Below are 26,358 nucleotides of genomic sequence, written 5' to 3'. Positions count from 1 at the left end.
TTTCATTTTGATTTCACCACGACACTAGAAAAAACACTGAGCTTTAAGCGTTTTTCTGCTGAACGTAAGACCACGCTGGTATTGTTCACAGCTACTAATTCATACTGGCGAATAAAATCACCTATTTTTAACACTTGGCCATTAATAACAGCAGTGTGTACTTCTACACCATGAATAATACTTTCTAATATTAATTCTGCTTTCGGTGTCGTTTGAGCTTTACTCATTGACGAGAAATTAGTACCTGAAAGCGGTTTAGTTGGGTCAACATCTTGGGCGTCAACCACAATAGAAGTCAGCAAAGTTATAAAAAAAATACTGTTGAAAGTTAAGATTTTAAACACCTATAAACTCCCGCTTAGTACTTAAGCTGTACATTTCTATTTCTAACTCACTCACTGGGTATTCTTTTAGTTGGTAAGTAAACTCTTGCCAAAAAAACTTCCAAGATAATGCTTCCAGCTGTGTTAAGTAGTCACGTAATTGAAAGTAACTACCGCTGAGTTTAATTTTTATCGCATGACGATAAAGTATCAATGCTGGCTGGTCAGAGTTAACGACAACCGCTTTAGTCTCTTCATCGGTTGTACTAGCGATGTTCATCGGCTGCGCAGCAATAACTTGAAATGATTGTAGAGAAACACCTTTCTGGGTTTTTAATAACTGCATTAACGCGTAACGCATTTGAACAGGGTCTATTAAGTCTGAGGTAAGTTTTAATAAATTTACGTCAACCTTATTTAATTTATCTTTATATTGTGAAATTTGCTTATTTAATGATTCGTTAGGATCTTTTGACAAGCCTTCTTCAAAAATTAATATAGAAGCTTTAGCTGTTCGATTGTCGTTGTTCACTTGTATAACTTGCTTTTCAAGCTTAACAATCTTTAGCGCGTTATCATCAATAAAGAAGTTATGCATAATAAATATAATGGCAACTAACCCAGTTAATAACACCATATATTGCTCACGAGGAGTAATAGTTAAATATTTTTCACTATACGCTTGCCATTGTTTATTCATCGGCGCCTCCGGTCTTTGATTTAGAACTAACTAAAAATTCGGTATGCTTTTGCTCATTTTCGTTAAGAGAAAAATTAATAAATGATTTACCTGATAAAAACTTTGATGTTTCAAATTTAGCTAACCATGCGGGTACGGCTTCTGGCGTTCGCGCCACACCAGAAAAGGTTAAATCTTGATAAGTAATATTAACATGCTGCAAACTAATGTCTTTATGATGCATTAAAGACAGTTCTGTCATCGATGAGGCAAAGCCTGCCACCGAAGTATGAGTGCGGTCAGTTAATTCATTCAATAGCACACTTTTATTTTTCAAAACAATTTTTAACATTGCTAGTTCTTCAAGCACTGTGACGTCTGCCCTGTTCGCTTTGAGCTTACCTTCTAGTTGAGCAAGTTGGTTATCTTGATTAGTTTTGATTTGAGAAAGCGCTACGTACTTAGCCGTCAATTCAGTTACTTGATAATGGTTTAAAAAAATCCAAGACAACATAAAGACGAGAGCTAAAGACCAAAGCATAACAACGCGGGGTAAAGTCACCAGCACTTGTTTAGGCAATAAGTCTTGTTGTAGTAAATTAATTGAATTTTTTGCCATTAGTTTATTGGCTCCATATTATTCAATTTTGTTGCTCCTAAGCTTACCGCAAACTCTCGTGCATGGTCAAAACCTTCAGGCATGGTGAATAAGTTCACAGCAACATTGGTATTTTCAGCCAATTTACGTGCAAGCAACGCCTCATTAGCCATCGGCACAATCACTTCAATACTGCGTATAGGTGCTTGTTTTAATTGACGTTCAAAATAATCAGTTGAGCGTTGAATTTCAAGGTTTAAATTATCAACAATACCAAATGATAACTCTTCTTCTGTTTTGGTTGCAATTTGAGCAAAGCCACGTAAACGACGAGAGAAGAATACTTTGCCTTGCTTAACGATCAATAAAATTATTTCTTCGTTAGGTTGCTGACATACCATTAAACAGGCATCATCTTTCACTGGCAGTAAACTGGCAAAGGCGAATTCTTCGGTAGTAATAGACTTCAATATTAGCCCATCTTGATTAAGTGGACCAATCAAGGTTAATAATTCTTTTTTGGAAGCACAAACAACATTTATTTTTTCATTGCCGCCAGAAAGTGTTGGACCGTCAAAATAATCGAGTACCATATCTTCTGGAGAATGGTTAACGAGATCTTTAATCTGCCATTTTAAAGCGGCGTTTAATTCATTATCAGGAATATTGGGTTTGTCGACTTGCAATATTTGGGTTTGTGATGAAGCCAGCACGAGATGACATTGCCCTTGCAATTGATACTTTTCTTTTTGAATTTTAATCTGTTGGGGATGTTCTGCCAATGACGAGTTAATTTGTTGAAACTGAGATTCCCCCTGTTCTGGACAGAAAAAAAAGGCAAAAGAATGCTGATGTAAACTTACACCTAACAAGTCTTTGGACTCAACTTTGGAGAAAATATTATTTAATTTTTTAATAAGTGACATTTATCAATATTATTATTTATAGTCAGATGTCTATAAATCATTATCCCCTATTCCATTAAAGGCGCAAGTTTTTTATCGAGTAGTTATATTTAAGTAAAGAATAACATTACCTTTTATGAAAACAGAATCTCCTTTACAGAAAGTCACCCACCCTTTATTTGAGAGGCATCAACTCTCTGTTTCGATCAAACGAGACGACGTTATTCATCCGATAATATCTGGCAACAAATGGCGTAAATTAAAATTTAACTTACGCCACGCGCAAGCACATAACTATATCGGTGTGATAAGTTTTGGTGGCAGTTTTTCTAATCATATTCACGCCCTCGCCTTTGCTTGCCATCAGCAGGGGTTAAAAAGCATTGGTATTATTCGGGGTGAAAAGGAATATGCGAGTAACTTCACCCTCTCGATGGCGCAACGATGGGGTATGAAACTGCACTTTGTTGACAGAAAATCCTATCGACTTCGTGAAAACAAGGAGTACTTAGCTCAATTACAACTCACATACCCTGACTATTTAATAGTGCCTGAAGGCGGCAGTAACACCTTAGCATTAGCTGGCGTTGGCGAAGTAATAACTGAATTAAATCAACAATGTGAATTTGATACTTTAGTAACGCCTGTGGGTAGTGGTGGTACATTAGCCGGACTTATAAAAGCAGATAATAATCAGCATAATCTTTTAGGGATTGCTGTATTAAAGCAAGACGGTTACTTAACAGAACAAGTAAATAGCCTGCTCGGTGATAATCTACATTTCAATAATTGGCAAATAATGCCAGAATTTCATCGCGGCGGTTATGCTAAATTTAATAAAGAAGATGCGGAAAAAATATTAAGCTTCAGCCAACAAACAGGTTTAATTTTTGAACCCGTATATTCAGGAAAAATGATTTTAGCGTTATTAGACTTAATAGATCAGCAGTATTTTCCTAAAGGACATCGCCTGGTCTTATTACATACTGGTGGATTACAAGGTATTGGCGGTTTAATCGAACGAGGTTTACTTAGTGCTAACGACTGGAGTATGCCTACTTTTTGATGATATTTTAGAGGGGAATTATTTTACAGTGATAATTTTCAGGTAAAAATATTTATACTATCGGAAACAATAGACAAAAAAATACCGCTATTCTTAAAAAAATAGCGGTATTTTATCAACGTAATTTAGCGAACTAAATTAAGCTTCAGCGATAACAACAACTTTAATGTTAGTATCAACATCGTTGTGTAAGTGAATTGCGATTTCGAATTCACCCGTTTCACGGATTGTACCTAAAGGCATACGTACTTGAGCTTTCGCTACTTCAACGCCTGCTTCAGTAATTGCATCAGCAATATCTTTAGTACCGATAGAACCGAATAATTTACCTTCTTCACCCGCAGATGATGCGATAGTGATTTCAGCCAATTCAACGATTTTAACAGCTTTAGCTTCAGCAGCTTTTAAAGTTGCTGCTAATGCTGTTTCAATTTCAGCACGACGTGCTTCAAAATGTTCAACGTTAGCTTCAGATGCAAAAACTGCTTTACCTTGCGGTAATAAGAAGTTACGTGCATAACCAGATTTAACTGATACCTTGTCACCAAGGCCGCCTAATTTGGCGATTTTATCAAGAAGTATTACTTCCATTTTCAAAACCCCTTTTTAGGTTACTTATGTAAATCAGTATATGGTAATAAAGCTAAGTAACGAGCACGCTTGATCGCACGACCAAGTTGACGTTGATATTTAGCGGCAGTACCAGTAATACGGCTAGGAACGATTTTACCACTTTCAGTGATATAGTTTTTCAGTGTAGCAATATCTTTATAATCGATAGAGGTAGCACCTTCCGCTGTGAAGCGGCAGAACTTACGACGTCTAAAAAAACGAGACATGGATTTCTCCTAAATATGGTGTCTTTATTGGGTAGATTAACCAACCAAAAAAACCACCTTAATTAATCATTTCAATATGTTGAGCATGTAAGACAAGAAGTGGGTTACCATTTCTTGATTCATGACGGTTTATAAAACCAGTCACTTTGAGCTTACTGCCCGCAATTAAATCACGAGTTAAGTTTTGTGACAGCTCACCTGTTGCGACAACCTGTATCCGGACAAATGCTTGTCGGTTCATGCCAGCTTCATTTTGTATGGACTTATGGTCCATTGAAAACTGACAATGCTGAATACCTGCAGGGCTTGTTGATTTTTTCGGTGGTTTTACCACTTCACCTACCAACACAAGGCAATTCTCATAAAGAGAGTTTGTCACGAGTTACTTATTCGCTCGCAGCTTCTTCTGTAGTTTCAGTAGCAACTGGTGCTTCTGTAACAGCTGGAGCATCTTTCTTAACTTCGCGGCGATCGTCGCGACGTTCTTCTTTAGCAGCAGCCATTGCTGACGCTTCTGTTACTGCGTCTTTAGTACGCATGATCATGTTACGAATAACAACATCATTGTAACGGAAAGCTGTTTCAAGCTCATCAATAACTGCTTGTGGCGCTTCAATGTTTAATAAAACATAGTGTGCTTTGTGCAATTTATTGATTGGGTATGCTAATTGGCGACGGCCCCAGTCTTCAAGACGGTGGACTTTGCCTTCAGCAGCATTGATCAAGTCTGTATAGCGCTGGATCATGCCAGGTACTTGTTCACTCTGATCAGGGTGAACCATAAATACGATTTCGTAATGACGCATTACGAGCTCCTTACGGTTGTAGCCTCATTAGCTGGCTCAGCCAAACACCAGAAAGAGGCAAGGAACAAAAAGTTCGGGCTGAATTAAGGTCGCGAAGTGTAGTAAATATAAGCAGCGAAGGCAAGATAAATATAAGGATACAGGGCAATAAACAAAAAAATCACCAAGAAAATGACTTCTTTGATGATTTTATTGAGGTTTAAAGCTGTGGAGCAACTTAACTAGCATTAATGTAGGTAAGCATTAACGGCGTTGGCGTACTATTTCAAACAAACAAATGCCGGTAGCAACAGAAACATTTAAACTTGAAACACTGCCAGCCATAGGTAATTTCACTAATTGATCACAGTTTTCACGAGTTAATCGACGCATACCTTTGCCTTCTGCGCCCATCACTAATGCCATTGGGCCAGCTAATTTCTCATCGTACAAACAATGATCTGTTTCTCCTGCTGTACCAATAATCCAAACACCATTGTCTTGCAACTGTTTCATCGTACGTACTAAATTTGTCACTTGTACCAATGGCACAGTTTCAGCTGCACCAACAGCAACCTTACGCACTGTTGCTGTTAGGCGGGCCGCATTATCTTTTGGAACAATAATAGCCTGTACACCAGCCGCATCTGCATTTCTAAGACACGCACCAAGATTATGAGGATCGGTGACACCATCAAGAATTAATAAAAAGGGTGTTTCATCTTTTTGTTTGGCTTGGGCAAGAATATCAACGAGATCATTTTCGGTGTACGTTTTGCCTTGAGTAATACGTGCTAAGACGCCTTGATGTTGTTCGCCATCACTTTTTTCATCAAGGACCTTACGGCTAACAAGCTGGGTCGATATGTCATACTTTTTTGATAAATTAATGATCGTCATTAACCGCTCATCTTCACGACCTTTCAGTAAAAAAAGCTCAATAAAGCGTTCTGGAGCACGTTTAATTAATTCATTAACAGCATGAATGCCAAATACTAATTCGTCTTGTTTTGCCATGTTATTCTCTTTTCAACTTCTTCTTTAATTACTCTATATCGAGCTTCATTGCGTATCGGCCGAACGTTAATCGTTACGACTTTTTAACCGATATTACTCAGCCGTTTTACGAGCATTTTTACCTGGACGTTTTTTTCGTGCGGTACGCTTTTTAGCTTTTGATTTTTCTGTTTTCTTGTCTTTTGGCTTTTTAGGCGCCCCTTTGTCGCTAGTTCCCTTGGGCCTATTAAAGCCCTGATCGGCGTTTTTTCTCAGCCCTGTACTTTTAGCTTTCGATTTACCTTCAGGTTTACCACTACTTTTGGGCGCTTGTTCACCCGACAAAACGAGATCTATTTTTTTCTCATCCAAGTTTACTGCGGCAACATTAACTTCTAAGACATCGCCAATACGATATTTAGTGCCCGAACGTTCACCACTCAAACACATGCGAACATCATCAAAGTGATAATAGTCATGCCCTAAAGAAGTTATATGAATTAAGCCTTCAATATGTAAATCGGTTAAGCGTACAAATAGACCAAAATTAGTCACGGTTGAAATAACACCGGTAAAAGTATCACCAACGTGATCTTGCATAAATTCACATTTCAACCAATCAGCAACATCACGAGTCGCATCATCAGCCCGACGTTCGGTCATTGAACAATGCTCTCCTAGTTCAATAACTTCTTCAGGTGAATATTGGTAAAATCCGGCGTTAGCTTCATTACTTTCGTTAGCGCTTTGTGCTTGTTTTGCCAGAATCGCTTTAATCACTCGATGAATGACCAAATCTGGATAACGACGAATTGGCGAAGTGAAATGACTATAAGACTCGAGCGCTAAACCAAAATGTCCTAAATTTTCACTTTGATAAACGGCTTGGCGCATAGAGCGCAGCAACATGGTTTGGATCAACTCTTGATCTGGACGACCTTGAACATGGTTTAAAATATTAGCGTAATCAGCAGGTTCAGGTTGCTCTCGCGTTGGCAAGGATATGCCGAGTTCAGTTAAATAACTGACAAAGTTTTTATACTTATCTTCACTCGGTTTGTCATGGACACGGAATAAACCGGGCATTTGGTGTTTTTCTACAAATTTTGCCGTTGCCACATTCGCTAAAACCATACATTCTTCAATGATTTTATGCGCATCGTTACGAATAAGCGGCACAATCGATTCTATTTTACGATCACTATTAAACAAAAATAGAGACTCGGAGGTTTCAAAAGCAATGGCACCACGATTAGTTCGCGAGGTCTTTAATGCTAAATACATTTGATATAAATTTTCTAAATCGCCGACTAATGGCTGATATTGTTCGCGCAACGCTGCCTTTTCGGTTGCGTCTTCACCCGATAGAATTGCTGCGACTTTGCTATAAGTAAAGCGAGCATGTGAGCGCATAACCGCTGAGTAGAACTTACTACCCGACAACTCACCTGACGCACTGATAGTCATTTCACAAACCATACATAAACGGTCAACATCAGGGTTTAATGAACATAAGCCGTTAGATAGTTTTTCCGGTAACATAGGAATAACTTGGCTCGGAAAATAGACCGAATTACCACGAGATATAGCTTCATCATCAAGCGCTGTACCATTACGTACGTAGTAACTTACGTCGGCTATAGCCACCCATAAACGCCAGCCACCCGATTCTTCAGGCTGACAGTAAACAGCATCATCAAAATCTCTAGCGTCTTCGCCATCTATAGTGACTAGCGGTAAGTCACGTAAGTCAACTCGTGAAATTTTTGCTTCGTCTTCGACTTCGTCTGCTATTGTTGCAACTTCTTCAATAACGCTAGCCGACCATTCGTGTGGTAAGTCATGCTCACGTAGAGCAATGTCAATTTCCATGCCTGGTGCTAAATGATCACCTAAGACTTCAATCACTTCACCTACGGCATTATTGCGTTTTGATGGACGATGCAAAACATTGACCACCACCATTTGTCCGTGACGTGCACCAAGCTTGCTTTCGGGTTCAATCAGAATATCTTGTTTAATACGCGCATCGTCTGGAACAATATAAGCGATACCATGTTCAACATAGAAGCGGCCAACAATACCGGCTTTACGCGGTTCGATGACTTCAATTATTTTAATTTCTTGTCGGCCTTTGCGATCGGTACGATCCACTAAAATAGCGCTAACAATATCACCATGGAATACCCGTTGCATTTCGTGAGATGAAATATAAAAATCTTTGCCTGGCTTCTCACCTTTAGCAATGTCAGGTATAAAAAAGCCAAAACCATCACGATGACCGGTAACTTTACCCGTGATCAAACTATTTTTGGCAGGAATGACATATTGCTTAAGTTTATTAAAAACAAGCTGACCTGCATTTTCCATAGCACGCAAACGTCGTTTTACGCCAACATGATGCGTTTCATCATGATAATTCAAAGCTTTGCATATCGCTTTAAAATTAAGTGGCACAGCAGAGTTTTCTATTACTGATAATAGTAATTCTCGACTCGCCACTGGATTGTCGTATTTTTGTGCTTCGCGTTTTTGATGAGGATCTTTCAGGGGATAAACTCGATTAATGTGTTAATGCAGCAATTATATACCTATACCCGTTACCGATCAAAGCGTTGGTTTTCAGTGGTAATTAAAAACGATGTCTATAGACATTAATTTTATCGAATGATGATGCTGTTTTAAAATTTAATAACGCAACAAAGTCGTTTAGACCCCTGTTAATCATGGGATTGATGAGCTAAAGCGATTAATGCGATAAAAATGTTATCGCATTAAAAACAGCTTAAAATTTACCTTCTTTGGCTGAATTAACAACATGCTCTGGCATTTTATCTGCCAACACTGATAATATTTTGGCAATTTGCTGATGAATTTTTTTATCATCGGTAACCGAGTGATGAAGTTGTGTATATAACTCTGGGTAGTCTAATGGACTACCATAGCCTTGTGCATAAATATCGGCTAAACGGATTTGTGCTTTTAAATTATTTACTGCTGCGGCTTCTTTGAGATAAAACATTGCTTTTTCTACATCAACCTGCATAAATTTACCGGTATGGTAGTAACGCCCCAGTTGTTCAAGTGCCTCAGGCAAAGCTTGGTCTGCAGCATTTTTCATAAAGTGAAGTCCAAGCGGTACATCTTTTTTAACACAGACACCATACGCTAGCATATCCCCCCAAAGAAATTGGTACGAAGGGTATTCTGATTTAGTGGCTCGTGCTTCAATGTCTTGTACAAGCTGACATTCGTCGAGCACAACTTGCCCTAAATGTTTATTCTCTTTAATCAAACCCAACAGCTGGTTATCTGTATAAATTTGCACTGCTTCAAGTTTTTGACCATAGCTGGTATTACTTATAAAAAATAACAACGCTAAAATTACTAATAAAAATCGCATAAATGACAATCCAAAAATTCAAATAAATATATAAGCATTAACTTATTATCGGCTGAACATAAAAAAGGTTAAGTAATAAAGACTGACATTTTTTTGTTGCCAACAGCCTCTTTTATTAACTATTAAAGGTTAAGCAATATTAATACCATTATCTTAACTACCTTAGTGTTTAAAAGTAATGTTTTAGTCAATATCGCGATTAACAAAGGGGATCTGACTAAGCCCTTGCACAATAGCTCTGAAAAGAACACAATTAAAACGGTTTCATAAAACAAGAAATGATTATGTCAGAATTAGAAATTGAGCAACTAATCGCCAACTCAAAAGCTAATGAAAACATTGCACTAAAGCTATTTGAAATAGAAAAAGAAGTACTTGAAAGTAAATCTTGTGAAGAACTTATCCAATGTTTGTTGAACTCAATACAACAAAAATTTGATATCACTTCAATTACTTTACTTTTGGTTGAACCGACACCGATTAGCTATTTATTCAACGAACAATTGCAATCAAATTGGCAACAGCGACATAGTAACAAAATATCTTTAGAACAGTTAAAAGCTTTTCATCATGACAGTAAACCTTTTCTAACGAATGATTTAGATAATTTACCTGCTGTTATACCTACTGAATTACTCATAGAAGCACAATCTATTGCGCTTATTCCCTTAATACTAGAAGGGCAACTTTTTGGTAGCCTATTGTTTTCTGATAGAGATAAAAGTCGCTTTAGTAATATACTTGGCACCTTTCATTTAGAGCAACTCGCTACTAAAGTAAGTTTGTGCTTATCCAATGTGCTCATTCGAGAGCAACTTGAATACATGGCACATTATGATCGCTTAACCGGTGTTGCCAACCGTCGTTTAATGGAAAATTTTATTGCCGAGGAGTTAGTACGACAGCAAAGGTATGGTGTTCCCTTTTCACTATTATTTGTTGATTGTGATGATTTCAAACAAGTTAATGACCGATACGGTCATGATTGTGGTGATAGAGTACTGGCTTATATAGCGAAAAATTTACAAGGATTAATAAGAGAAAATGACCGCTGTTTTCGTTTCGCAGGTGATGAATTTGTTGTAGTATTGGCAAGCCAAAAGCACCAAGAAGCAGAACTAGCAGCAAAACGTTTAAGCGAGTTTTTTATCAAAAACCCTATGCGTGACCAACAAGCAGTTTTACCCGTTACAATAACCTGCGGGGTAGCAGCAAGTGATGGTAAACGTTCGATGGACGAACTGCTAAAAGAAGCTGATACCCATTTATATCAACTAAAGAATAATAGAAAACAGCTGTTAGTTTAACGAATAGATTATTTATGATTGTTGAAATTTAAATTTCAGGATTATTAAAAAGGTATTATGTGGTTGATATCGCTAAATCACGAGGCTTTTACAGCTTAACCCCCCCTGGCCATATAAAAGCATTTAGTATTTTACGAAGTTTGGCGCAAAAAGAGCATTTAGATCAACGTTTAGTCGACTTATTTATCCTGTTGGCTCATTAGTCGAATTGGGTTCCAATAAACGGGCTATTGTCGAAAGCAGAAATGACGGCGACCCAATCAATCCTAATGTACGTTCATTCTATAATTCTCTCGATGGTCGTTACGAAATGGCTGAAGATATAAATTTATCCAACAATGAAGACTTTATTGTTCAAGGAGTAAGAACCGATGATTTTGATCTAGATATGAACAAAATCATCGAATTTCTTTTAGTGGAAGGGTAAAGGTCTTAAACCTTAAACTTCGATGTTGCCTTCTGTAATTGAATGGCATTTTTATCAACTAAATGAGCCACATTACCAATCTCTTCGATCGCCGTTTGAGTCGCTCCAAAACTGTTATACATCTGCTCTATATTATTAACAACGGTCTCAGCAACGCAAGATTGTTCTTCTGTTGCTGTAGCAATTTGGCTGTTCATTGAACTGATATGACCGATTTGTTCTTTTATATTTGTTAAAGATTTATCAACTGCAAGTGATATTTCCTCATTGGTATTTGCTTTTTCTCGCGCTAATCCCATGGTACTTACCGATTGGTCAGCCGCTGAAATGAGCTTATCTAGTAAACCACGAATCTCAGTAGTCGATAACGCTGTTCTTGAAGCTAAACTTCTAACTTCATCAGCAACGACAGCAAAGCCTCGGCCTTGCTCGCCCGCTCGAGCCGCTTCAATTGCAGCATTTAACGCTAATAAATTTGTCTGTTCGGCGATTCCATTAATAACATCAAGAATTTTATTCATGTTCTGCGAGTCTTTAGCGAGCCTATCAACCACATCCGCTGCATTACCAATTTCATGGACTAATTCACCTGAGATAAGTAAAGAACGCTGAACATTCTCCATGCCTCGATTAACTTCTGCTTCTCCAGAACCTGCAGCATTTGCGGCTTCTGCGGCAGACTTAGCAATATCAGTAACACTAAATTGCATTTCAACCATAGATTGTTTTGTTATTTCAGCCACTTCTGCTTGGCTTTGTACATTAGCATCAACATCACGTACCTTTTCAGCCAATTGTTCAGCACTTTTGGTAAGGGGTGGCACAACATCAATGACATCTGAAACAATACCTCTTAGCAATTGAGTAAAAGCATTAAAGTTCTTAACAACACTGCCTAATTCATCCTGACTCATGACTTCAATCTGGTTGGTTAAATCACCATCACCTTCTGCCAGTTCTTTTAAAGAAGCATCTATATTTAATACTGAATGACTAATTGAACGTGCGATGACGATACTCAATAGTGACATCATAACCAAAAGTAAAATACCCACTAAAATACTTAAATCTCTTGAGTCACTAGAGTTAGCCACTGTTTCTTCAACCAAGGTATTAAATACTTTAGCCGCCTTTTCTTTTTCCTGGGCTAAGCGGTCAGTAACCTTTTGGTAAATATCTGCTTTATTATCAATACTGGTCTTTGTTGAGGCCAATTGAAAATCGATTTCTTCCTTGATAAATCCTACTGAAATATTTCGCGCGATGTCATTATACTCGTTGCTTAATGAGACTAGAGTAGAAGTATCCGAAAATGAGGGTTCAAGTGAATCAATACGCGTTAAATTACCGGTTAACACCGTAACTAACTGACTAGCTTGATCAACTAACTCTTCATCACCAAAAGAGACACTCTGGTTGTAGAGTTCATCTACACGTTGCCAAGTACTGACATTTTCACTGGTTAAGTTAACCAAATGAATCGTAGTATTTTGAATTTTTTGTAATAAAATTTGGTTTTTAGAGATGGCAGTAATGTTAATAAGTAAATTAATAACAAAGCTCAAAATTGCAATCGCTAGTATTGCTAATATTTTATGAAATATAGGTAATTCTTTAAAAAACTTCATATTTATCCTAATCGTAAATGGCGTACGATGCACCGTACATTGTTAAAATACTCAAATAATAAGCCCTTGGGGCCTTCAAAAATTTTTAACTACTTTTACATTAGCATTTTCTTAAGTTGAGCTTAAATGAAACTCAATGACTAGACTCCGTTCTACACAATGCTCTAAATCTGCTAGAAGTGCTTATCAAGCATAAACTCCACAAGAAAGTCTGTTTTTATTCAGTCGCTAGGCTAAGTTCAACTTATTATAAATCATAAGATGATTAGCTGGATACGTTTTTAGTAATTTCATGATAAATGGCTGTAGCCACCTATTACTGTACCAGCATTAACGTGAGTAAACACCAAAGATTAATTCACCTTTTTTAATAAGACTGAAAATAGGCACAGTGAAGGTACTATTCATTTACTATCGTGGAGAACTTTTTCCGTCAACTATTAGTGAGTATATTTATTAAAAGTTAAGTTTATAGTTCTAATAAAATCAAGAAAACAATAAATGTTTCTTATACTTGTAATACTAGAAGATCAGGTGTCGGTGAGTTAAATAAAAAGAATAAGGGATTATATTTACGAAGTGATGAATAATGAGTCGTGAAAAATCCACCTGATTTTTCACGACTCATTATATTATTTTCTAAAGTTAATTCCTGATTGAGCTGAAAAATAAGCAAATAGAGTATAAACTGCTGTTGCTTGCTTTAAGTCTTCAGGGTTCACTTTGTCCAAGGTATCGTTCTCTGTATGGTGATAATCAAAGTACTTGGTGCCATCAGGTGCAAAATTCATGCTTGGCATACCCGCAGCGCTCATTACACTCATATCTGATTGTGCTTGTGCATTGTTATCGTTTGATAATTCAACGCCTAACGGCGCAAGATGCTTAGCAAGGTCGTTAATTGCCGTTAATGACTCTTTACCAACACCCGAAGTCATTTTATAAATTTTACCAACACCAAAGTCCCATTCGGCGCCAATGATATGATTATTCATATTTTTTTCATGGACTTCCATATATTTTTTTGCACCTAATAAACCCACTTCTTCAGCCGCAAAAAGAATGACGCGGATAGTACGCTTTGGACGTATAGGTAATTGAGCAATGTGATGAGCAGAGGCAAGCATCATAGCAACACCCATACCATCATCTAATGCACCGGTACCGACATCCCAGCTGTCAAGGTGGGCACCAATTGAGACAATTTCATCAGGAAATTCGCTACCGGTTATTTCACCAATGACATTGGCAGAAACGGCTGTTATTTTAGCATCAGTATGGCTGGTTAATTTTAGATAAAAGCTAACCGGTTTATTGCGCTTTAATTGATTAACAAGTAAGTCTGCGTCAGGATTTGAAAGCGCAGCCGCAGGAATTTTTTTCACGCCAGCCTCATAACGCATAATGCCAGTATGGGCTATACGGTTATTGTCTGTACCTACAGAACGCATAATTAATGCTGACGCCCCTTTTTTAGCGGCTACAACTGCCCCACCCACACGCGTACCTACGGCTGGACCATAACCGTTACCGTCGATATGCTCTTCCATTTGATAAGAAACAAATGCAATTTTTCCATCTAAACTATTATCTGGTGCCGCGATTAAGTCAGCTAAGGTTTCAAAATGAGCAACGTCTCCAATCAGTCCTTCTTCACTGGTAGCAATACTGCCACCAAGAGCAATGGCGACAACCTTATGAGGGTAAGGCGAGATTATTTTCGCTTGTGCTTCACCACGTTGCCAAAAAGTACCCGTGACTTCTTCTGTCCACACTTTATCAAAGCCTAAAGCATTCATTTTAGCTTGCGCCCAAATGACGGCTTTTCTATCACCTTCTGAACCCATTAATCTATGCCCCACTTCCGTGGTTAAAGATTCTAAAACTTGATAGGACAAATTAGATTGCAGAGCGGTATTTTTTAATTGTGTCAGTTGCTTAGTTTCTGATTCAGTCAGTGTTGCCGCTGAACTTGATAAAGCTAACAAAGTACTACTGAAAACAAGCGTTTTTATTACAGATTGAAAAGGCACTTTAAGCATTATATTCCCTTTTATTGATTTTATTGATTGTAGAATTAATTCAGTATCAAGAATCTTGCGCCGACATGCAAATAGGTTCGCCTTAAAAAAGTGGCAAACTATCTTTATTAAAACCATTGAGCCCTAATTAAGCGAATACTGAACTTTTAAAAGATTTATAGCTCAATACTACAGCGCTAAATATAAAGTAAACAAGGAGGATTACATTTGAATAAATTAAGCAAAGGACTAACCTTCTCGATTATCTTGCATATAGCGGTACTGATCATTTTTACACAAGGGTTATCAACAGTTCCACTTAGCGCAGTAAAAAATAACGATTCGGTTAACCCTATTATTCAAGCTCGCCTATATTTTCCTTTACGGTCAAGGAAAAAAGCGACGCTTACTTCCAGCAAGGAACCGCTAGTCATTAAAGAAACCATGCCAACAGATGAAAAGAAAACCAGTCATGAATGGTTAGAAAAAACCAACAATGGGACGACTCTGCCTACAAAGTTATCTAAACAGCCAATTGATAAAAACGTGTTGGAGAGTAAAGCATCAAGTAAAAAAATGAGTCAAACGTCACTGGATAAGCTTAAGCAACGTTTAGATAACCAAGCCCGTGAAAACGCTGCAAACGACAGCTTAACTAAATACCTAACCGATAAGAGTACCGTTGCACAATCCATCACAACGTATGATCAGTTAGCCCCAGCGAAAGCAAAAATTAAAGAAGTCGATTGTAATAGCAGTAAATTTAATAGTGCGCTAAATGCGATGTCAACCTTGCTTGGCGGCAGTATCAGGTGTAATAGCATGCCTAATTTAAAAAACTTCTTAAATAAAAGAATGGCCGTAGCTGAAAAAAAAGCACAAAAAAGCCAGTGATATTTCGCTGGCTTTTTGTTAATCGCAATGTAACTAAAGAAAATTAGATTGAGAAAGAAGATCCACAACCACAGGTTGATGAAGCGTTTGGGTTATGTACTAAAAATCTACTACCTTCTAAACCTTCAATATAGTCAACTTCACCGTCAACTAAATATTGTAAACTCATAGGATCAATAACCATAGTGACGCCTTTTTTCACAATAGTCATGTCACCGTCATTCACTTTTTCATCAAAAGTAAATCCATATGAAAATCCTGAGCAACCACCACCTGTTACATAAACACGTAATTTCAATTCCGGATTCTCTTCTTCTGTGATCAAAGATAAGACTTTATTTGCGGCGGCATCGGAAAATTTTATTGGTAATTCGGGAGTTGACATATTGCTCTACTTACAAAGGTGTTTACGGAAGTGTATCACGTGTATTATCTTAAACTTGACTAATTTAGTCAAGTATTACTCATTTAGTAAGGTTTATTGCAAGTAAATAATAAGCGTCTATATTACTTCGGACTATTGAGTGTTTTTCAAAAGGTCTACCCAAATAAAACTTTCATCTAACCGTTGATATTTTTGCCATCTATTTTTTGGCAAAATAGCAGCTAACGCTAATTTTTCGGGTAAAAATTTTGCAGGAAGAGTGAACTCACCTTCAACAATTTGAAAATATTGAAAACTAAATGATAAATCTTTCTTTGTAGATACCGATATATTACTTAACTTTAATTCGCTTGGCTTATTATCTAAGCTCCCCAATAAAGTAAAATCGACATAGCCTTTAGCAAAACGCTTACGTACTTGCTGTTGCATTAACACAATTTGAAAACGAAAATGATGTGGACTGGCTGTTGGATGGATCATCATTCGATCAATAGCCAATCCATCAGCGGTTTTTTCTGGTGCCATCACTTTTTCATAAAAAGCTAATTCTTTTTTTACTTCATAATGCTCAGACTCCATGCTTTTTAAAAGCTCCTGGGAGTGCTGATTAGCCATACGTTCAACTTCTAACTCTACTTCAAGGGTATTAATCTGACTATTTTGCTGAACATTCTTTTCATAAAGTTTACTCAATCGCGTTTGCTGTTGTGCTAACGTTTTAACTTGATAACCATGATAAAAATTCCCAACACGATAGCCACTGTAAAGACAGATAACAATCACGAGAAGAAGTAAAAGGGCGGAACGGAATGCGCCTAAACGCACAACAACCGTATTTAGATTTATTTTTGCTAACCAATTCATTTGAAAAGTATTATGATATCCAACGAGTTAATAAATATTTTTAGGCTCAAACAATAAAAGGTGCACCCATTCATTATTATGATATCGCTCTCTTTACTTAGAAAACGTTTAGCCTTACCGAGAACTTCCTGGCAACTTTGTTTGTTAGCCGCTTTAGGTGGCACTGCATCAGCACTTCTAGTTGTGCTATTCACCTACAGCATTGAGACAGTTCAAAGCTTTTATTTAGTCCAAAAAGATAACTATACCAGCTTAAGTGCTTTAAGTCGTTTCCATTTGCCTATAGTAGGCGGATTAGTCATTTTATTTTTTGCTTGGCTAACCGGCTACCAGTATTTACGTACCGGTATTCCTTTTGTGTTACATCGCCTAAAAGTAGCTAATGGCATTATTCCATTTCGCAATACGTTGAATCAATTTTTCGGTAGTGTGATTGCATTAGCGTCCGGCTTCTCAGTTGGAAAAGAAGGGCCTGCTATACATTTAGGAGCTGCTTGTAGCAGTTATTTAGGTAACAAGTTAAATCTACCGTTTAATACCATACGCACACTATGTGCATGTGGCATTGCCGCAGGTATTTCCGCTTGTTTTAATACCCCCATTGCCGCTGTTATATTTGTTATGGAAGTTATTTTACGCGAATACAAAGTGCATATTTTTATTCCTGTTATGATCGCTTCTATTACAGGGTCAATGATCAGCCGAAGCCTTTTGGGACCTGCCCATGAATTTGGATATTTTAGTAAAATATCCCTCAGTTTTGATCATTACCCTGTTTTGATTATATTAGGGTTAATACTTGGGTTATTAGCCTATGGCTTTAACCGATACTTAGTCATTATTATAAAATATTCGAGCTCGATTCATATTGTGCCACGCATTATGTTAGCAGCATTAATTACTGGGATACTTGGCTTCTTTGTACCCTTTGCTATGGGCACAGACTTAAGTGTAATAACGTTTGCCTTAGAAAATAATATTCCTTTACAATTATTACTCGGGGTTTTATTTGCTAAAATTTTGATGACCATTACCGCTTTAGGTCTAGGTATTCCTGGGGGTATTATCGGTCCTATTATTGGTATTGGTGCGATTGTAGGCACCTGTGTTTCAATATTAGTTACGGGTTATCTACCCGGAGAAAATTTTGCTGGTGATTATGCCTTAATGGGTATGGCGGGGTTCTTAGCAGCAACACTAAACGCTCCCCTTGCCGCATTATTAACGGTAGTCGAGTTGTCAAATCAGTTAGAGGTTGTTGTGCCAGCAATGATAGTCATCACCACTGCCTGTGTCTTTTCAGGGCAGTTTTTCAACAACCGATCGGTATTTGTTATGCAACTTGAGCAACAGGGTCTCAAATATCGAAAATCTCCCATCGAGAAATCATTACAACGTATCGGTGTATTAGGCGTATTACAGGAAAATATTAGCGTTTATCAACAAGAATGTTCTTTGGAAGTTTTCAGGGCATTGAAGAATGTTGAATTATTAAATCATGTTATTATTGAAGTAGCACCTGAAACAGAAAGTCTTAGTCCTTACTCAACATTTTCATGGTTAAAAATAAAACACGACTCAGGCACTAAGCGCGTAGAAATAGTACAATTACAGCTACTACCTTTGCAAAGCCAATCAACTTTAGCTGAAGCCTATTTAGCCCTGATTGAACAGCGAGATGGTGGTGTTTATATTTATGATAATGATCCTAATGAGATCTTAGGCATTATTACTTTTGAACAGATCAGAAGTTATTTATTAGAAGGAAAAACAACAGTATGACAACTCTTTTATGGTTACAAGCTTGCCATGTTTTTTTTATGGTCGCTTGGTTTGCTGGTGTTTTTTATTTACCACGCCTGTTTGTTAATCACGCTGAAACCTCTAGTATTGAGGTTGCCGAGCATTTAAAGGGTATGGAAAAACGTTTGTTATATTTTGTAACACCTTTTGCTGTGTTAACCGTGTCTTTAGGCATAGCCTTGATTTATTATTATGGATACGCTTGGTTTATCGCTTCAAAATGGTTGCACTTAAAAATAACGTTAGTGATTTTACTGCTCGCTTACCATGGTTATTGTTTTAAGTTAGTTAAAGATTTTAAAGAAGATAAAAATGTACGTTCAGGAAAGTTTTATCGAATTTTTAATGAATTTCCCGTCCTTATATTACTCGTAATATTATATTTGGTGTATTTAAAACCTTTCTAATGGGCGATCTTTGCTTATATTCTGGCTTATAGCCCATAAGAAGCTTTCATCAATTAGTTTGAACGCTTTGATTTAGACCCACAGAAACTGAATAGCAGCGATAATCTATTCTCAACATTTCTGAATTGTGCTATATTCCTGCATCAAAAATAGTCGCAGTCTTATAATTTTGGGTAACTTTTTATGATGAAGTTTGAAGGAAGTCATATCCTTTCTGTCTCGCAGCTTAATCGCGATGCTATCTCTCGTATTTTAGAAGTTTCATCACTAATGGCGCCTTATGCTATGCGTAAGAAGCGTTGTCATGTGTTGGATGGTGCAATTCTCAATAATCTTTTTTTCGAGCCCAGTACCCGTACCCGGGTCAGTTTTGGTGCCGCTTTTAACCTTCTCGGTGGTGCTGTTCGTGAGACCGTAGGACAAGAAAATTCATCGTTGAGTAAAGGTGAATCTCTCTTTGACACGGCACGTGTTATTAGCGGCTACTCTGATATTATTGCGATGCGACATCCCACGATGTATTCAGTTGAAGAGTTTTCAAAAGGCAGTAGTGTACCGGTTATTAACGGCGGAGATGGAGCTAATGAACACCCGACACAAGCCTTACTTGATTTGTTTACCATGCAATCTGAAATGGCGCCACATAACAAAACTTTAGACGGTTTAAATATTGTCTTAATGGGTGATCTCAAACACGGGAGAACCGTACATTCATTATCAAAATTACTCAGCTTATATAAAAACATGAAAGTAACGATGATATCTCCTGACGCACTTAACATGCCCGACAGTATAATCTCATCCTTAACCAATGCCGGACATCAAGTTGTGGTTACCGATAAAATTGACCATAATTTATCGTGCGATATCATCTATCAAACACGCATTCAGCAAGAGCGCTTTGCCAGTAAAGACGAAGCTAATTTATACCGGGGTCATTTCAGCTTAAATAGAGAAGTTTATCAGCAGTTTTGCCAGCAACATACCGTGATAATGCATCCCTTACCACGCGATTCTCGCCCTGAAGCAAACGAGCTTGATAGTGATTTAAATGATTTAGACAACCTAGCTATTTTTAGACAAGCCCAAAATGGTGTACTGGTCCGTATGGCATTATTTGCCTTAACACTGGGTGTCGAAAATAAGCTCAGCCAATTTGAAAAACCAGTGACTTGGTACACCAACAAATAAATAATTCTTAAGTATATAAGCGACAACAGTTTATTTAATGTTAGTCGTATTATAATTAACAAAGTAGGCAATTTATGAACCATTCAGAACAACTTTTTAACAGCGCAAAACAAATTATTCCCGGTGGCGTAAACTCGCCTGTTCGTGCATTTAATGGTGTTGGCGGTACGCCTTGTTTTATTAAACGCGCTGAAGGTGCATATATTTATGACGCCGATGGTAAAGCTTATATTGATTATGTCGGTTCTTGGGGACCAATGATTTTAGGCCATAACCACCCGGCTATTTTAGCAGCAGTTATTGAAACTGCTCAAAATGGCTTAAGTTTTGGCGCACCTACCGAGCTAGAAATCACTATGGCGGAGAAGGTACGTGAACTAGTACCGTCAATGGAACGCATTCGTATGACCAGCTCAGGTACAGAAGCTACCATGAGCGCAATTCGGTTAGCTCGTGGCTACACTGGACGCGATAAAATCTTAAAGTTTGAAGGTTGCTACCATGGTCATGCTGATTCGCTATTAGTAAAAGCAGGCTCAGGTGCATTAACCATGGGGGTGCCAAACTCACCAGGTATTCCTGCTGATGTTGCCAAGCACACATTAACCGTTAGCTTTAATAATATTGACGAAGTTAGACAAATTTTTGCTAAATATAAAGATGAAATCGCCTGTATTATTGTCGAACCTGTTGCTGGAAACATGAACTGTGTTCTTCCGGTAGAAGGTTTCCTTGAAGGTCTACGTGACGTTTGTGATGAACATAAAAGTGTATTGATTTTTGATGAAGTAATGACCGGCTTTCGTATTGCATTAGGTGGGGCTCAAGCACATTACAATATTGTTCCTGATTTAACAACGTTAGGTAAAGTTATTGGTGGTGGTATGCCTGTTGGTGCGTTTGGCGGTAAAAAAGAGATTATGGATTATATCGCACCTATTGGCCCTGTTTACCACGCAGGTACCTTATCGGGTAACCCTATCGCTATGGCTGCCGGCTTAGCGGCATTAAATGAATTAAGCATCGGTGATAAACACGAGCAACTGAGTGCATCAACTGAAAAGCTTGCTATGGGTTTAAAAGCAGCAGCTGAGCGCAATGGCGTGTCATTAAGCATTAACTATGCGGGTGCAATGTTTGGTTTTTTCTTTACAGATTCACCAGAGCCGGTCACTACTTTTGAACAAGCAACCGCTTGCGATACAGATAAGTTCAGACGTTTCTTCCATTTAATGCTAGAAAACGGCATCTACTTGGCACCTTCAGCTTATGAAGCTGGCTTTTTATCTATGGCTCATACCGATAAAGAGATTGAATTAACGTTAGCCGCTGCTGATAAGTGCTTTGCTCAACTATAATGTAAAAATTAGCGTGGTTTAGCGACTAAACCACGCCCGTTGACGCACAAGGATACTCATTTTTTAACAAGACCATCCTTAAAATAAAAAGGGATAGCCGATGGCTATAATGCCGATCAGTTAAGAAAAAACTATTGATTTTTAGCTGAATGAGATCAAAATCCGATGTTCACTTCACATCGGATTTTTTTATGCCTTTAGATTATGATTTTCACTCACTTGAGGCTTTTACGCCTGAGCATTTTAATTCCTTATCTGAAGTACTATCACCAGATTTAATCGACAAATGCCTTAAAGAGTCAGGCATCGTAACATTAAGAAAACGCAGGTTACCTCTTGAAATGATGGTTTGGAGTATCGTGGGAATGTCGATATTTAGGCACCTTCCGATGAGTGACATCGTGAATCAACTCGATATCATGCTTCCAGGGAAACGCCCGTTTGTGGCACCGAGTGCTGTTGTCCAGGCGAGACAACGATTAGGTGCAGAAGTCGTTGAGCGCATATTTAATCAGACTCAACAGCTTTGGCATGAAAAAACACCATCACCTACTTTTTGTGGATTGAAACTACTCGGCGTTGATGGTGTTGTTTGGCGAACGCCAGATACCAAAGAAAACGAAGAGGCTTTCGGTAAGTTGCATAACGACAAGCGTGAATCAGCTTATCCCCAAATTAGAATGGTATGCCAAATGGAGTTAACCAGCCATTTATTAACCGCCTCTGCATTCGATAAAGTTTCTACAAATGAAATGTGTTTAGCCGCCGATTTAATCCCATCGACTCCCGACAACTCTTTAACACTATTTGATAAAGGTTTTTATTCGCTTGGTTTACTTAATCAATGGCGAACTACGGGTGATGAGCGCCATTGGCTAGTACCTTTGAAAAAAGGGACACAGTTTGAAGTCATCCGTAAATATAGTAATAGAGACCAAATAATCCTTTTAAAAACATCACCTCAAGCCAGAAAAAAGTGGTTGAATTTACCTTCCACAATGGAGGCACGGTTAGTGAAACGTACGATTAATGGAAAGGTCTATTCAATTTTGACGTCAATGACGGATCCATTACGGTACCCTGTTGCCGACATCGCAGATTTGTATTCACATCGCTGGGAAATAGAATTAGGTTTTAGAGAAATGAAACAGTATATGCTTAAGAATCAGCTGACCTTAAGAAGCAAAAAACCAGAGATGATAGAGCAAGAATTATGGGGTGTTTTACTTGCCTATAATTTAATTCGATTTCAAATGGCTAAAATGGCACATAGCTTAAAAGACGTGATGCCCTATCAGCTTAGCTTTAACCGTGCATCGGCTTATATCATTCAAGAGTTAACGATGTTGCCATTTGTCTCGCCAGGAAAAATTCCTTCCGTACTCAATAGTTTACTTGATATGGCTGAGGCATTTGTCTTACCCGAACGGCGGGATAGGAGTTATCCGAGAATAGTTAAGGCTAGGCCTAAAAGATATCCAGAAAAAAGAAGCAAAAAAATGCCTGTCAGTTCTTAACTGACAGGCATTATAGCCGATGGCTATCCCTTTTTATTAACGGTGACGCTAATTTACTTTAATGGCCAGTAATTCATTTTCAAGCCAATGATAAGCTTGTTGCCAACCTAATTCTAAACCTGAAAATACCGGATACTTCCATTGATCAAATGAACGACTTGCCTGCAGTTTCTTCGTCACTAAGACACTTTTTTCAGAATAGCAAACAAAGGCAAGCGCTTTTAAACCTTCATAAGATGCAACTGAAAGTTTCGCTTCATAAGTAAAGGTGTAGTTATTAATGCGGTTGATTAACAGGGCAAAATCCCCTTCTACGTTCTCATGCACAAATTCATGGCATTCCTCAACCATTTCAAGTGTCATTTCGACGCCTTCATCAGCGGTTACTTCAATAATATTATTTGCAAATATATTATAAAAGCCAAAACTTAAACGATGCTTCATATCAGATCCAGCGTATTAATTTTATACGTGATATCAATCCCTTATGATTAACAAGCAATCCTATGAGCCAGCTAATTTTTTATACAATAGTATCTGTATAATAAACATGCAAGAAAAGGCATGATAAAAAAACAAGATACATTAGTAAACCTGTCATGCTAATCAGTAAAAAGTTGTTCGAACCAAGATAACTTTTTCTTCTTTTCTGTCAGCTTTTTTCCTAAACAATGCGGCTCTATTAAAAGACCCGTCGTTATTGCCGGATAACTAATCATTTCAGCACACTCGATACTGACGGCGATACCACTGGACGATTCAAAATTAGTTAATGCAATATTTTCAGGCATTAAACGGCTTTTGTTAACCACACCATTTTTATTCATAAACTGTGCAAATAGCACTAAAGCGCCGCTACTGCCTGTTAGGTTGGTCGGTTTGTTGTCGTCACGACCTAGCCAAGTCGTCACTAAGTTTTGGTTATCATAACCAATAAACCAACTGTCTCTTTGATCATTGGTGGTACCTGTTTTTCCTGCTACTGCTGCCCCATCTAAACGCCAAGTAAGCGACTTAGCCGTTCCCACTTCGGTTACTTGTGATAAAGCATGGTCGAGTAAATACATAGCTTGAGTTGAGAACAACTGCTCGTCTGGCGCTTCAAATTGCCATAAAGTTTCGCCCCGTGCCGAGATTATACGGTCAATCGCATGACTATTACTCTTAAATCCTTGATTGGCTATAGATAAATAAAGCTGATTAATTTCATATGGTGATAAACTTAAAGAGCCCAATAACATACTAGGACGAGTGACGATATCTTCGGGATAACCTAACAAGTGAAAGATATTGGCAATATTTTCTAAGCCGAGTTGCATACCTAAATTCACTGTTGGCACGTTTAACGACCTCACTAAAGCATCATGTAGGCTTACCTTGCCTTCAAATTTTCCATTATAATTATTTGGACGCCATTCTTTACCGCCATCACTGATAAGTACAATAGGTTCGTCGCTCAATAAGGTTGCAAAGTTATATTGTTGATAACGCTCTAGAGCGGCCAAGTATATTGCGGGTTTTACTAATGAACCGATGGGACGTTTAGCATCTAATGCTCGGTTAAAGCCGGCATAACCCGCTTTTTTATCGCCAACTAAGGCTTTTACTTCACCTGACTTGATATCGGTAACCACCATGGCAAGTTGTAAGGTCTCGCCTTTGTTTAGTATTGTTAACTCAGGGATATGCTTAGCTATCGTTTGTTCTGCATTCATTTGTGCTGTTATTGAAAAGCCTGTAAAAACTCGAACACCCGCTTGTTGCTGAAACGCTGAAAGTTTTTCAGAAAGTTCTTTTTTGACCAATTGTAAATAAGCAGGAAACTTTTTATTGGCTAAACGGCGAGTTTTACGAATAGATAAAGGTGATCCGACGGCCGCTTGATAGTTTTTTTGTGAGATCAGTTCATTTTGATACATCAACCGTAAAACAAGATCTCGTCGCTTTTTAGCATTTTTAGGCTGACGCCAAGGATCATAATAACTAGGCCCCTTGACCTGCCCAACAAGCATGGCCATTTGTTCAATCGTTAAAGATTGGATCGGCTGACCAAAATAAAATTTAGCCGCTAAGCCAAAACCATAAATACCATTAGCATAGTGTTGCCCTAAATAGACTTCATTTATATAGGCTTCAAGTAGCTGATCTTTGCTATATCTAAGCTCCAAAATAATCGACATAACCGCTTCGTTAACTTTACGCCAAAGTGTTTTATCACGGGTTAAGAACATATTTTTAACCAGTTGCTGTGTTAAAGTACTCCCCCCCTGAACCGCTCTCCCTGCTTGAATATTAGCGAGCAAAGCTCGAAAAATTCCTAATGGGGAAACACCTGCATGAAAATAGAAATCACGGTCCTCAACCAAGAGTAAGGTATCAATGAATTGCTCTGGTACTGTTTGCAATGAGACTATCACCCTATCTTCTTTGTTTTCAGGAACTAATCGCCCCAGTGAGTAAGGTTCAAATGAAAAACTTTCAATAGCCCCTTGCTCATTAAACAAAGAAAGTATCTTGTTATCGATAATATTAATAGTGAAGCGCTCTACGTGCGTATTACCGTAGCCAAAATCAAAAGCGCGACGATAAACAATCAGCGTCGTCTTTGATAAAGCAAATTCACCCGGGTTGAGCGCTTGCTGTTTTCTCTGATAACCAGACAAAAGTAAATTTTGCTTTAATTGAACGAGTGAAGCATTATCGCCGACTTTGAAACTGTCAACTTTGCCATAAACTTGCACGGGAATGTTCCACCGTTGCCCCTCAAATTTATCTTTCACTTTACTGTCGAGGTAAACCGCATAAAAGCTAAATAAAAACATAAAGGTAATGAATAATTTCAAAGCGGTATGCCAGCACCAACTTACCCGAGACGCCTTAGTGGCCGTTTTTCCTTTAGTTTCTTTGCTTTCTTTTTTCACATTATTAGTCATTTTAAATAGTATTTTCATCCGTTAATAAA

General features: G+C 37.9%; 26 protein-coding genes. 9 read left to right on the top strand and 17 right to left on the bottom strand.

Annotation, left to right across the window (positions count from 1 at the left end; genetic code table 11):
• Positions 1 to 2: 2 nt before the first annotated feature.
• Genes A3Q34_RS11840 through A3Q34_RS11825 form a run of 4 tightly spaced genes read right to left on the bottom strand, consistent with a single transcriptional unit; the run spans position 3 to position 2,526 of the window.
• Positions 3 to 344 (bottom strand): hypothetical protein, encoded by a 342-nt coding sequence (locus A3Q34_RS11840; RefSeq protein WP_070375553.1) that lies wholly within the window; start codon positions 342 to 344, stop codon positions 3 to 5.
• Positions 337 to 1,023 carry a hypothetical protein gene (locus A3Q34_RS11835; protein WP_070375552.1) on the bottom strand — a complete coding sequence of 229 codons (687 nt, stop codon included), beginning with the start codon at positions 1,021 to 1,023 and terminating at the stop codon, positions 337 to 339. Before A3Q34_RS11835 ends, A3Q34_RS11840 begins: the two co-directional genes overlap by 8 nt.
• Complete coding sequence (locus A3Q34_RS11830) at positions 1,016 to 1,621, bottom strand: PilN domain-containing protein (RefSeq protein ID WP_070375551.1); 606 nt, start codon at positions 1,619 to 1,621, stop codon at positions 1,016 to 1,018. The genes A3Q34_RS11835 and A3Q34_RS11830 overlap by 8 nt, the downstream gene beginning before the upstream one ends.
• The gene (locus A3Q34_RS11825) at positions 1,621 to 2,526 is read right to left on the bottom strand and encodes a hypothetical protein (RefSeq protein ID WP_070375550.1); all 906 of its coding nucleotides are present in this window, start codon (positions 2,524 to 2,526) and stop codon (positions 1,621 to 1,623) included. The genes A3Q34_RS11830 and A3Q34_RS11825 overlap by 1 nt, the downstream gene beginning before the upstream one ends.
• 115 nt (positions 2,527 to 2,641) lie before the next feature.
• On the opposite strand from A3Q34_RS11825, the gene A3Q34_RS11820 reads away from it, so the two are divergent.
• On the top strand, positions 2,642 to 3,571 hold the full coding sequence (locus A3Q34_RS11820; RefSeq protein ID WP_070375549.1) for a 1-aminocyclopropane-1-carboxylate deaminase/D-cysteine desulfhydrase: 930 nt from the start codon (positions 2,642 to 2,644) through the stop codon (positions 3,569 to 3,571).
• Positions 3,572 to 3,709: 138 nt separating this feature from the next.
• On the opposite strand, the gene rplI is transcribed toward A3Q34_RS11820, so the two are convergent.
• The 7 genes from rplI to A3Q34_RS11785 all read right to left on the bottom strand — a co-directional run bounded on the left by rplI (position 3,710) and on the right by A3Q34_RS11785 (position 9,594).
• Positions 3,710 to 4,162, bottom strand: coding sequence for a 50S ribosomal protein L9 (gene rplI / locus A3Q34_RS11815; RefSeq protein WP_070375548.1), 453 nt, complete (start codon positions 4,160 to 4,162; stop codon positions 3,710 to 3,712).
• Between the two features lie 20 nt (positions 4,163 to 4,182).
• Positions 4,183 to 4,410, bottom strand: a complete 228-nt coding sequence (gene rpsR, locus A3Q34_RS11810) for a 30S ribosomal protein S18 (RefSeq protein WP_070375547.1) — start codon at positions 4,408 to 4,410, stop codon at positions 4,183 to 4,185.
• A 58-nt stretch (positions 4,411 to 4,468) separates the two neighbouring features.
• Entirely contained in the window at positions 4,469 to 4,789 is a 321-nt protein-coding gene (gene priB, locus A3Q34_RS11805) for a primosomal replication protein N (RefSeq protein ID WP_070375546.1), read from the bottom strand.
• A 7-nt stretch (positions 4,790 to 4,796) separates the two neighbouring features.
• Entirely contained in the window at positions 4,797 to 5,216 is a 420-nt protein-coding gene (rpsF, locus tag A3Q34_RS11800; RefSeq protein WP_070375545.1) for a 30S ribosomal protein S6, read from the bottom strand.
• A gap of 243 nt (positions 5,217 to 5,459) precedes the next feature.
• Positions 5,460 to 6,212, bottom strand: a complete 753-nt coding sequence (gene rlmB, locus A3Q34_RS11795; RefSeq protein ID WP_070375544.1) for a 23S rRNA (guanosine(2251)-2'-O)-methyltransferase RlmB — start codon at positions 6,210 to 6,212, stop codon at positions 5,460 to 5,462.
• A 93-nt stretch (positions 6,213 to 6,305) separates the two neighbouring features.
• Positions 6,306 to 8,693: a ribonuclease R gene (gene rnr, locus A3Q34_RS11790; protein WP_231907347.1), complete on the bottom strand. Its 2,388-nt coding sequence runs from the start codon at positions 8,691 to 8,693 to the stop codon at positions 6,306 to 6,308.
• Positions 8,694 to 8,976: 283 nt separating this feature from the next.
• Complete coding sequence (locus tag A3Q34_RS11785; RefSeq protein ID WP_070375542.1) at positions 8,977 to 9,594, bottom strand: tetratricopeptide repeat protein; 618 nt, start codon at positions 9,592 to 9,594, stop codon at positions 8,977 to 8,979.
• 284 nt (positions 9,595 to 9,878) lie between these two features.
• On the opposite strand from A3Q34_RS11785, the gene A3Q34_RS11780 reads away from it, so the two are divergent.
• The gene (locus A3Q34_RS11780) at positions 9,879 to 10,901 is read left to right on the top strand and encodes a DUF484 family protein (protein WP_070375541.1); all 1,023 of its coding nucleotides are present in this window, start codon (positions 9,879 to 9,881) and stop codon (positions 10,899 to 10,901) included.
• Positions 10,902 to 11,109: 208 nt separating this feature from the next.
• Positions 11,110 to 11,328 carry a hypothetical protein gene (locus A3Q34_RS11775; protein ID WP_070375540.1) on the top strand — a complete coding sequence of 73 codons (219 nt, stop codon included), beginning with the start codon at positions 11,110 to 11,112 and terminating at the stop codon, positions 11,326 to 11,328.
• A 5-nt stretch (positions 11,329 to 11,333) separates the two neighbouring features.
• Here A3Q34_RS11775 and A3Q34_RS11770 read toward each other — a convergent pair whose 3' ends face one another.
• Positions 11,334 to 12,956, bottom strand: a complete 1,623-nt coding sequence (locus A3Q34_RS11770; protein WP_070375539.1) for a methyl-accepting chemotaxis protein — start codon at positions 12,954 to 12,956, stop codon at positions 11,334 to 11,336.
• 632 nt (positions 12,957 to 13,588) lie between these two features.
• Complete coding sequence (locus tag A3Q34_RS11765; RefSeq protein WP_197517585.1) at positions 13,589 to 14,998, bottom strand: M20/M25/M40 family metallo-hydrolase; 1,410 nt, start codon at positions 14,996 to 14,998, stop codon at positions 13,589 to 13,591.
• 207 nt (positions 14,999 to 15,205) lie between these two features.
• Between A3Q34_RS11765 and A3Q34_RS11760 the strand changes: the two genes are divergently transcribed.
• Positions 15,206 to 15,871 (top strand): hypothetical protein, encoded by a 666-nt coding sequence (locus A3Q34_RS11760; RefSeq protein WP_070375538.1) that lies wholly within the window; start codon positions 15,206 to 15,208, stop codon positions 15,869 to 15,871.
• Positions 15,872 to 15,914: 43 nt separating this feature from the next.
• Here the strand turns inward: A3Q34_RS11760 and erpA are convergent, their stop codons facing one another.
• Positions 15,915 to 16,256: an iron-sulfur cluster insertion protein ErpA gene (gene erpA / locus A3Q34_RS11755; RefSeq protein WP_070375537.1), complete on the bottom strand. Its 342-nt coding sequence runs from the start codon at positions 16,254 to 16,256 to the stop codon at positions 15,915 to 15,917.
• A gap of 132 nt (positions 16,257 to 16,388) precedes the next feature.
• Positions 16,389 to 17,120, bottom strand: coding sequence for a DUF6776 family protein (locus A3Q34_RS11750; RefSeq protein WP_070375536.1), 732 nt, complete (start codon positions 17,118 to 17,120; stop codon positions 16,389 to 16,391).
• A gap of 78 nt (positions 17,121 to 17,198) precedes the next feature.
• On the opposite strand from A3Q34_RS11750, the gene A3Q34_RS11745 reads away from it, so the two are divergent.
• The 5 genes from A3Q34_RS11745 to A3Q34_RS11725 all read left to right on the top strand — a co-directional run bounded on the left by A3Q34_RS11745 (position 17,199) and on the right by A3Q34_RS11725 (position 23,396).
• Entirely contained in the window at positions 17,199 to 18,902 is a 1,704-nt protein-coding gene (locus tag A3Q34_RS11745; RefSeq protein ID WP_231907346.1) for a chloride channel protein, read from the top strand.
• Positions 18,899 to 19,330 (top strand): CopD family protein, encoded by a 432-nt coding sequence (locus tag A3Q34_RS11740; protein ID WP_070375535.1) that lies wholly within the window; start codon positions 18,899 to 18,901, stop codon positions 19,328 to 19,330. Before A3Q34_RS11745 ends, A3Q34_RS11740 begins: the two co-directional genes overlap by 4 nt.
• 183 nt (positions 19,331 to 19,513) lie before the next feature.
• A complete protein-coding gene (locus tag A3Q34_RS11735) occupies positions 19,514 to 20,521 on the top strand; it encodes an aspartate carbamoyltransferase (RefSeq protein ID WP_197517584.1) in 1,008 nt (335 codons plus the stop codon).
• A 74-nt stretch (positions 20,522 to 20,595) separates the two neighbouring features.
• On the top strand, positions 20,596 to 21,879 hold the full coding sequence (gene hemL / locus A3Q34_RS11730; protein WP_070375534.1) for a glutamate-1-semialdehyde 2,1-aminomutase: 1,284 nt from the start codon (positions 20,596 to 20,598) through the stop codon (positions 21,877 to 21,879).
• Between the two features lie 191 nt (positions 21,880 to 22,070).
• Positions 22,071 to 23,396, top strand: a complete 1,326-nt coding sequence (locus A3Q34_RS11725; RefSeq protein WP_070374079.1) for an IS4 family transposase — start codon at positions 22,071 to 22,073, stop codon at positions 23,394 to 23,396.
• 48 nt (positions 23,397 to 23,444) lie between these two features.
• Here A3Q34_RS11725 and A3Q34_RS11720 read toward each other — a convergent pair whose 3' ends face one another.
• Together A3Q34_RS11720 and mrcB are read right to left on the bottom strand one after the other, a co-directional pair.
• Positions 23,445 to 23,840, bottom strand: coding sequence for a hypothetical protein (locus tag A3Q34_RS11720; RefSeq protein ID WP_070375533.1), 396 nt, complete (start codon positions 23,838 to 23,840; stop codon positions 23,445 to 23,447).
• 158 nt (positions 23,841 to 23,998) lie between these two features.
• Positions 23,999 to 26,317, bottom strand: coding sequence for a penicillin-binding protein 1B (gene mrcB, locus A3Q34_RS11715; protein ID WP_231907345.1), 2,319 nt, complete (start codon positions 26,315 to 26,317; stop codon positions 23,999 to 24,001).
• Positions 26,318 to 26,358 lie beyond the last annotated feature (41 nt).

The organism is Colwellia sp. PAMC 20917 (assembly GCF_001767295.1).
In the GTDB taxonomy this organism is placed as follows: domain Bacteria; phylum Pseudomonadota; class Gammaproteobacteria; order Enterobacterales; family Alteromonadaceae; genus Colwellia_A.
Note: the sequence above shows the minus strand (reverse complement) of the source record. Positions and strands in the feature narration are given on the sequence as shown.

Bases quoted from the DNA above. Each gene is read 5' to 3' on its own strand.
- A3Q34_RS11835 (WP_070375552.1), bottom strand. From the start codon at position 1,023: ATGAATAAACAATGGCAAGCGTATAGTGAAAAATATTTAACTATTACT.
- A3Q34_RS11830 (WP_070375551.1), bottom strand. From the start codon at position 1,621: ATGGCAAAAAATTCAATTAATTTACTACAACAAGACTTATTGCCTAAA.
- A3Q34_RS11825 (WP_070375550.1), bottom strand. From the start codon at position 2,526: ATGTCACTTATTAAAAAATTAAATAATATTTTCTCCAAAGTTGAGTCC.
- A3Q34_RS11820 (WP_070375549.1), top strand. From the start codon at position 2,642: ATGAAAACAGAATCTCCTTTACAGAAAGTCACCCACCCTTTATTTGAG.
- rplI (WP_070375548.1), bottom strand. From the start codon at position 4,162: ATGGAAGTAATACTTCTTGATAAAATCGCCAAATTAGGCGGCCTTGGT.
- rpsR (WP_070375547.1), bottom strand. From the start codon at position 4,410: ATGTCTCGTTTTTTTAGACGTCGTAAGTTCTGCCGCTTCACAGCGGAA.
- rpsF (WP_070375545.1), bottom strand. From the start codon at position 5,216: ATGCGTCATTACGAAATCGTATTTATGGTTCACCCTGATCAGAGTGAA.
- rlmB (WP_070375544.1), bottom strand. From the start codon at position 6,212: ATGGCAAAACAAGACGAATTAGTATTTGGCATTCATGCTGTTAATGAA.
- A3Q34_RS11785 (WP_070375542.1), bottom strand. From the start codon at position 9,594: ATGCGATTTTTATTAGTAATTTTAGCGTTGTTATTTTTTATAAGTAAT.
- A3Q34_RS11780 (WP_070375541.1), top strand. From the start codon at position 9,879: ATGTCAGAATTAGAAATTGAGCAACTAATCGCCAACTCAAAAGCTAAT.
- A3Q34_RS11770 (WP_070375539.1), bottom strand. From the start codon at position 12,956: ATGAAGTTTTTTAAAGAATTACCTATATTTCATAAAATATTAGCAATA.
- A3Q34_RS11765 (WP_197517585.1), bottom strand. From the start codon at position 14,998: ATGCTTAAAGTGCCTTTTCAATCTGTAATAAAAACGCTTGTTTTCAGT.
- erpA (WP_070375537.1), bottom strand. From the start codon at position 16,256: ATGTCAACTCCCGAATTACCAATAAAATTTTCCGATGCCGCCGCAAAT.
- A3Q34_RS11750 (WP_070375536.1), bottom strand. From the start codon at position 17,120: ATGAATTGGTTAGCAAAAATAAATCTAAATACGGTTGTTGTGCGTTTA.
- A3Q34_RS11745 (WP_231907346.1), top strand. From the start codon at position 17,199: ATGATATCGCTCTCTTTACTTAGAAAACGTTTAGCCTTACCGAGAACT.
- A3Q34_RS11740 (WP_070375535.1), top strand. From the start codon at position 18,899: ATGACAACTCTTTTATGGTTACAAGCTTGCCATGTTTTTTTTATGGTC.
- A3Q34_RS11735 (WP_197517584.1), top strand. From the start codon at position 19,514: ATGATGAAGTTTGAAGGAAGTCATATCCTTTCTGTCTCGCAGCTTAAT.
- hemL (WP_070375534.1), top strand. From the start codon at position 20,596: ATGAACCATTCAGAACAACTTTTTAACAGCGCAAAACAAATTATTCCC.
- A3Q34_RS11725 (WP_070374079.1), top strand. From the start codon at position 22,071: ATGCCTTTAGATTATGATTTTCACTCACTTGAGGCTTTTACGCCTGAG.
- A3Q34_RS11720 (WP_070375533.1), bottom strand. From the start codon at position 23,840: ATGAAGCATCGTTTAAGTTTTGGCTTTTATAATATATTTGCAAATAAT.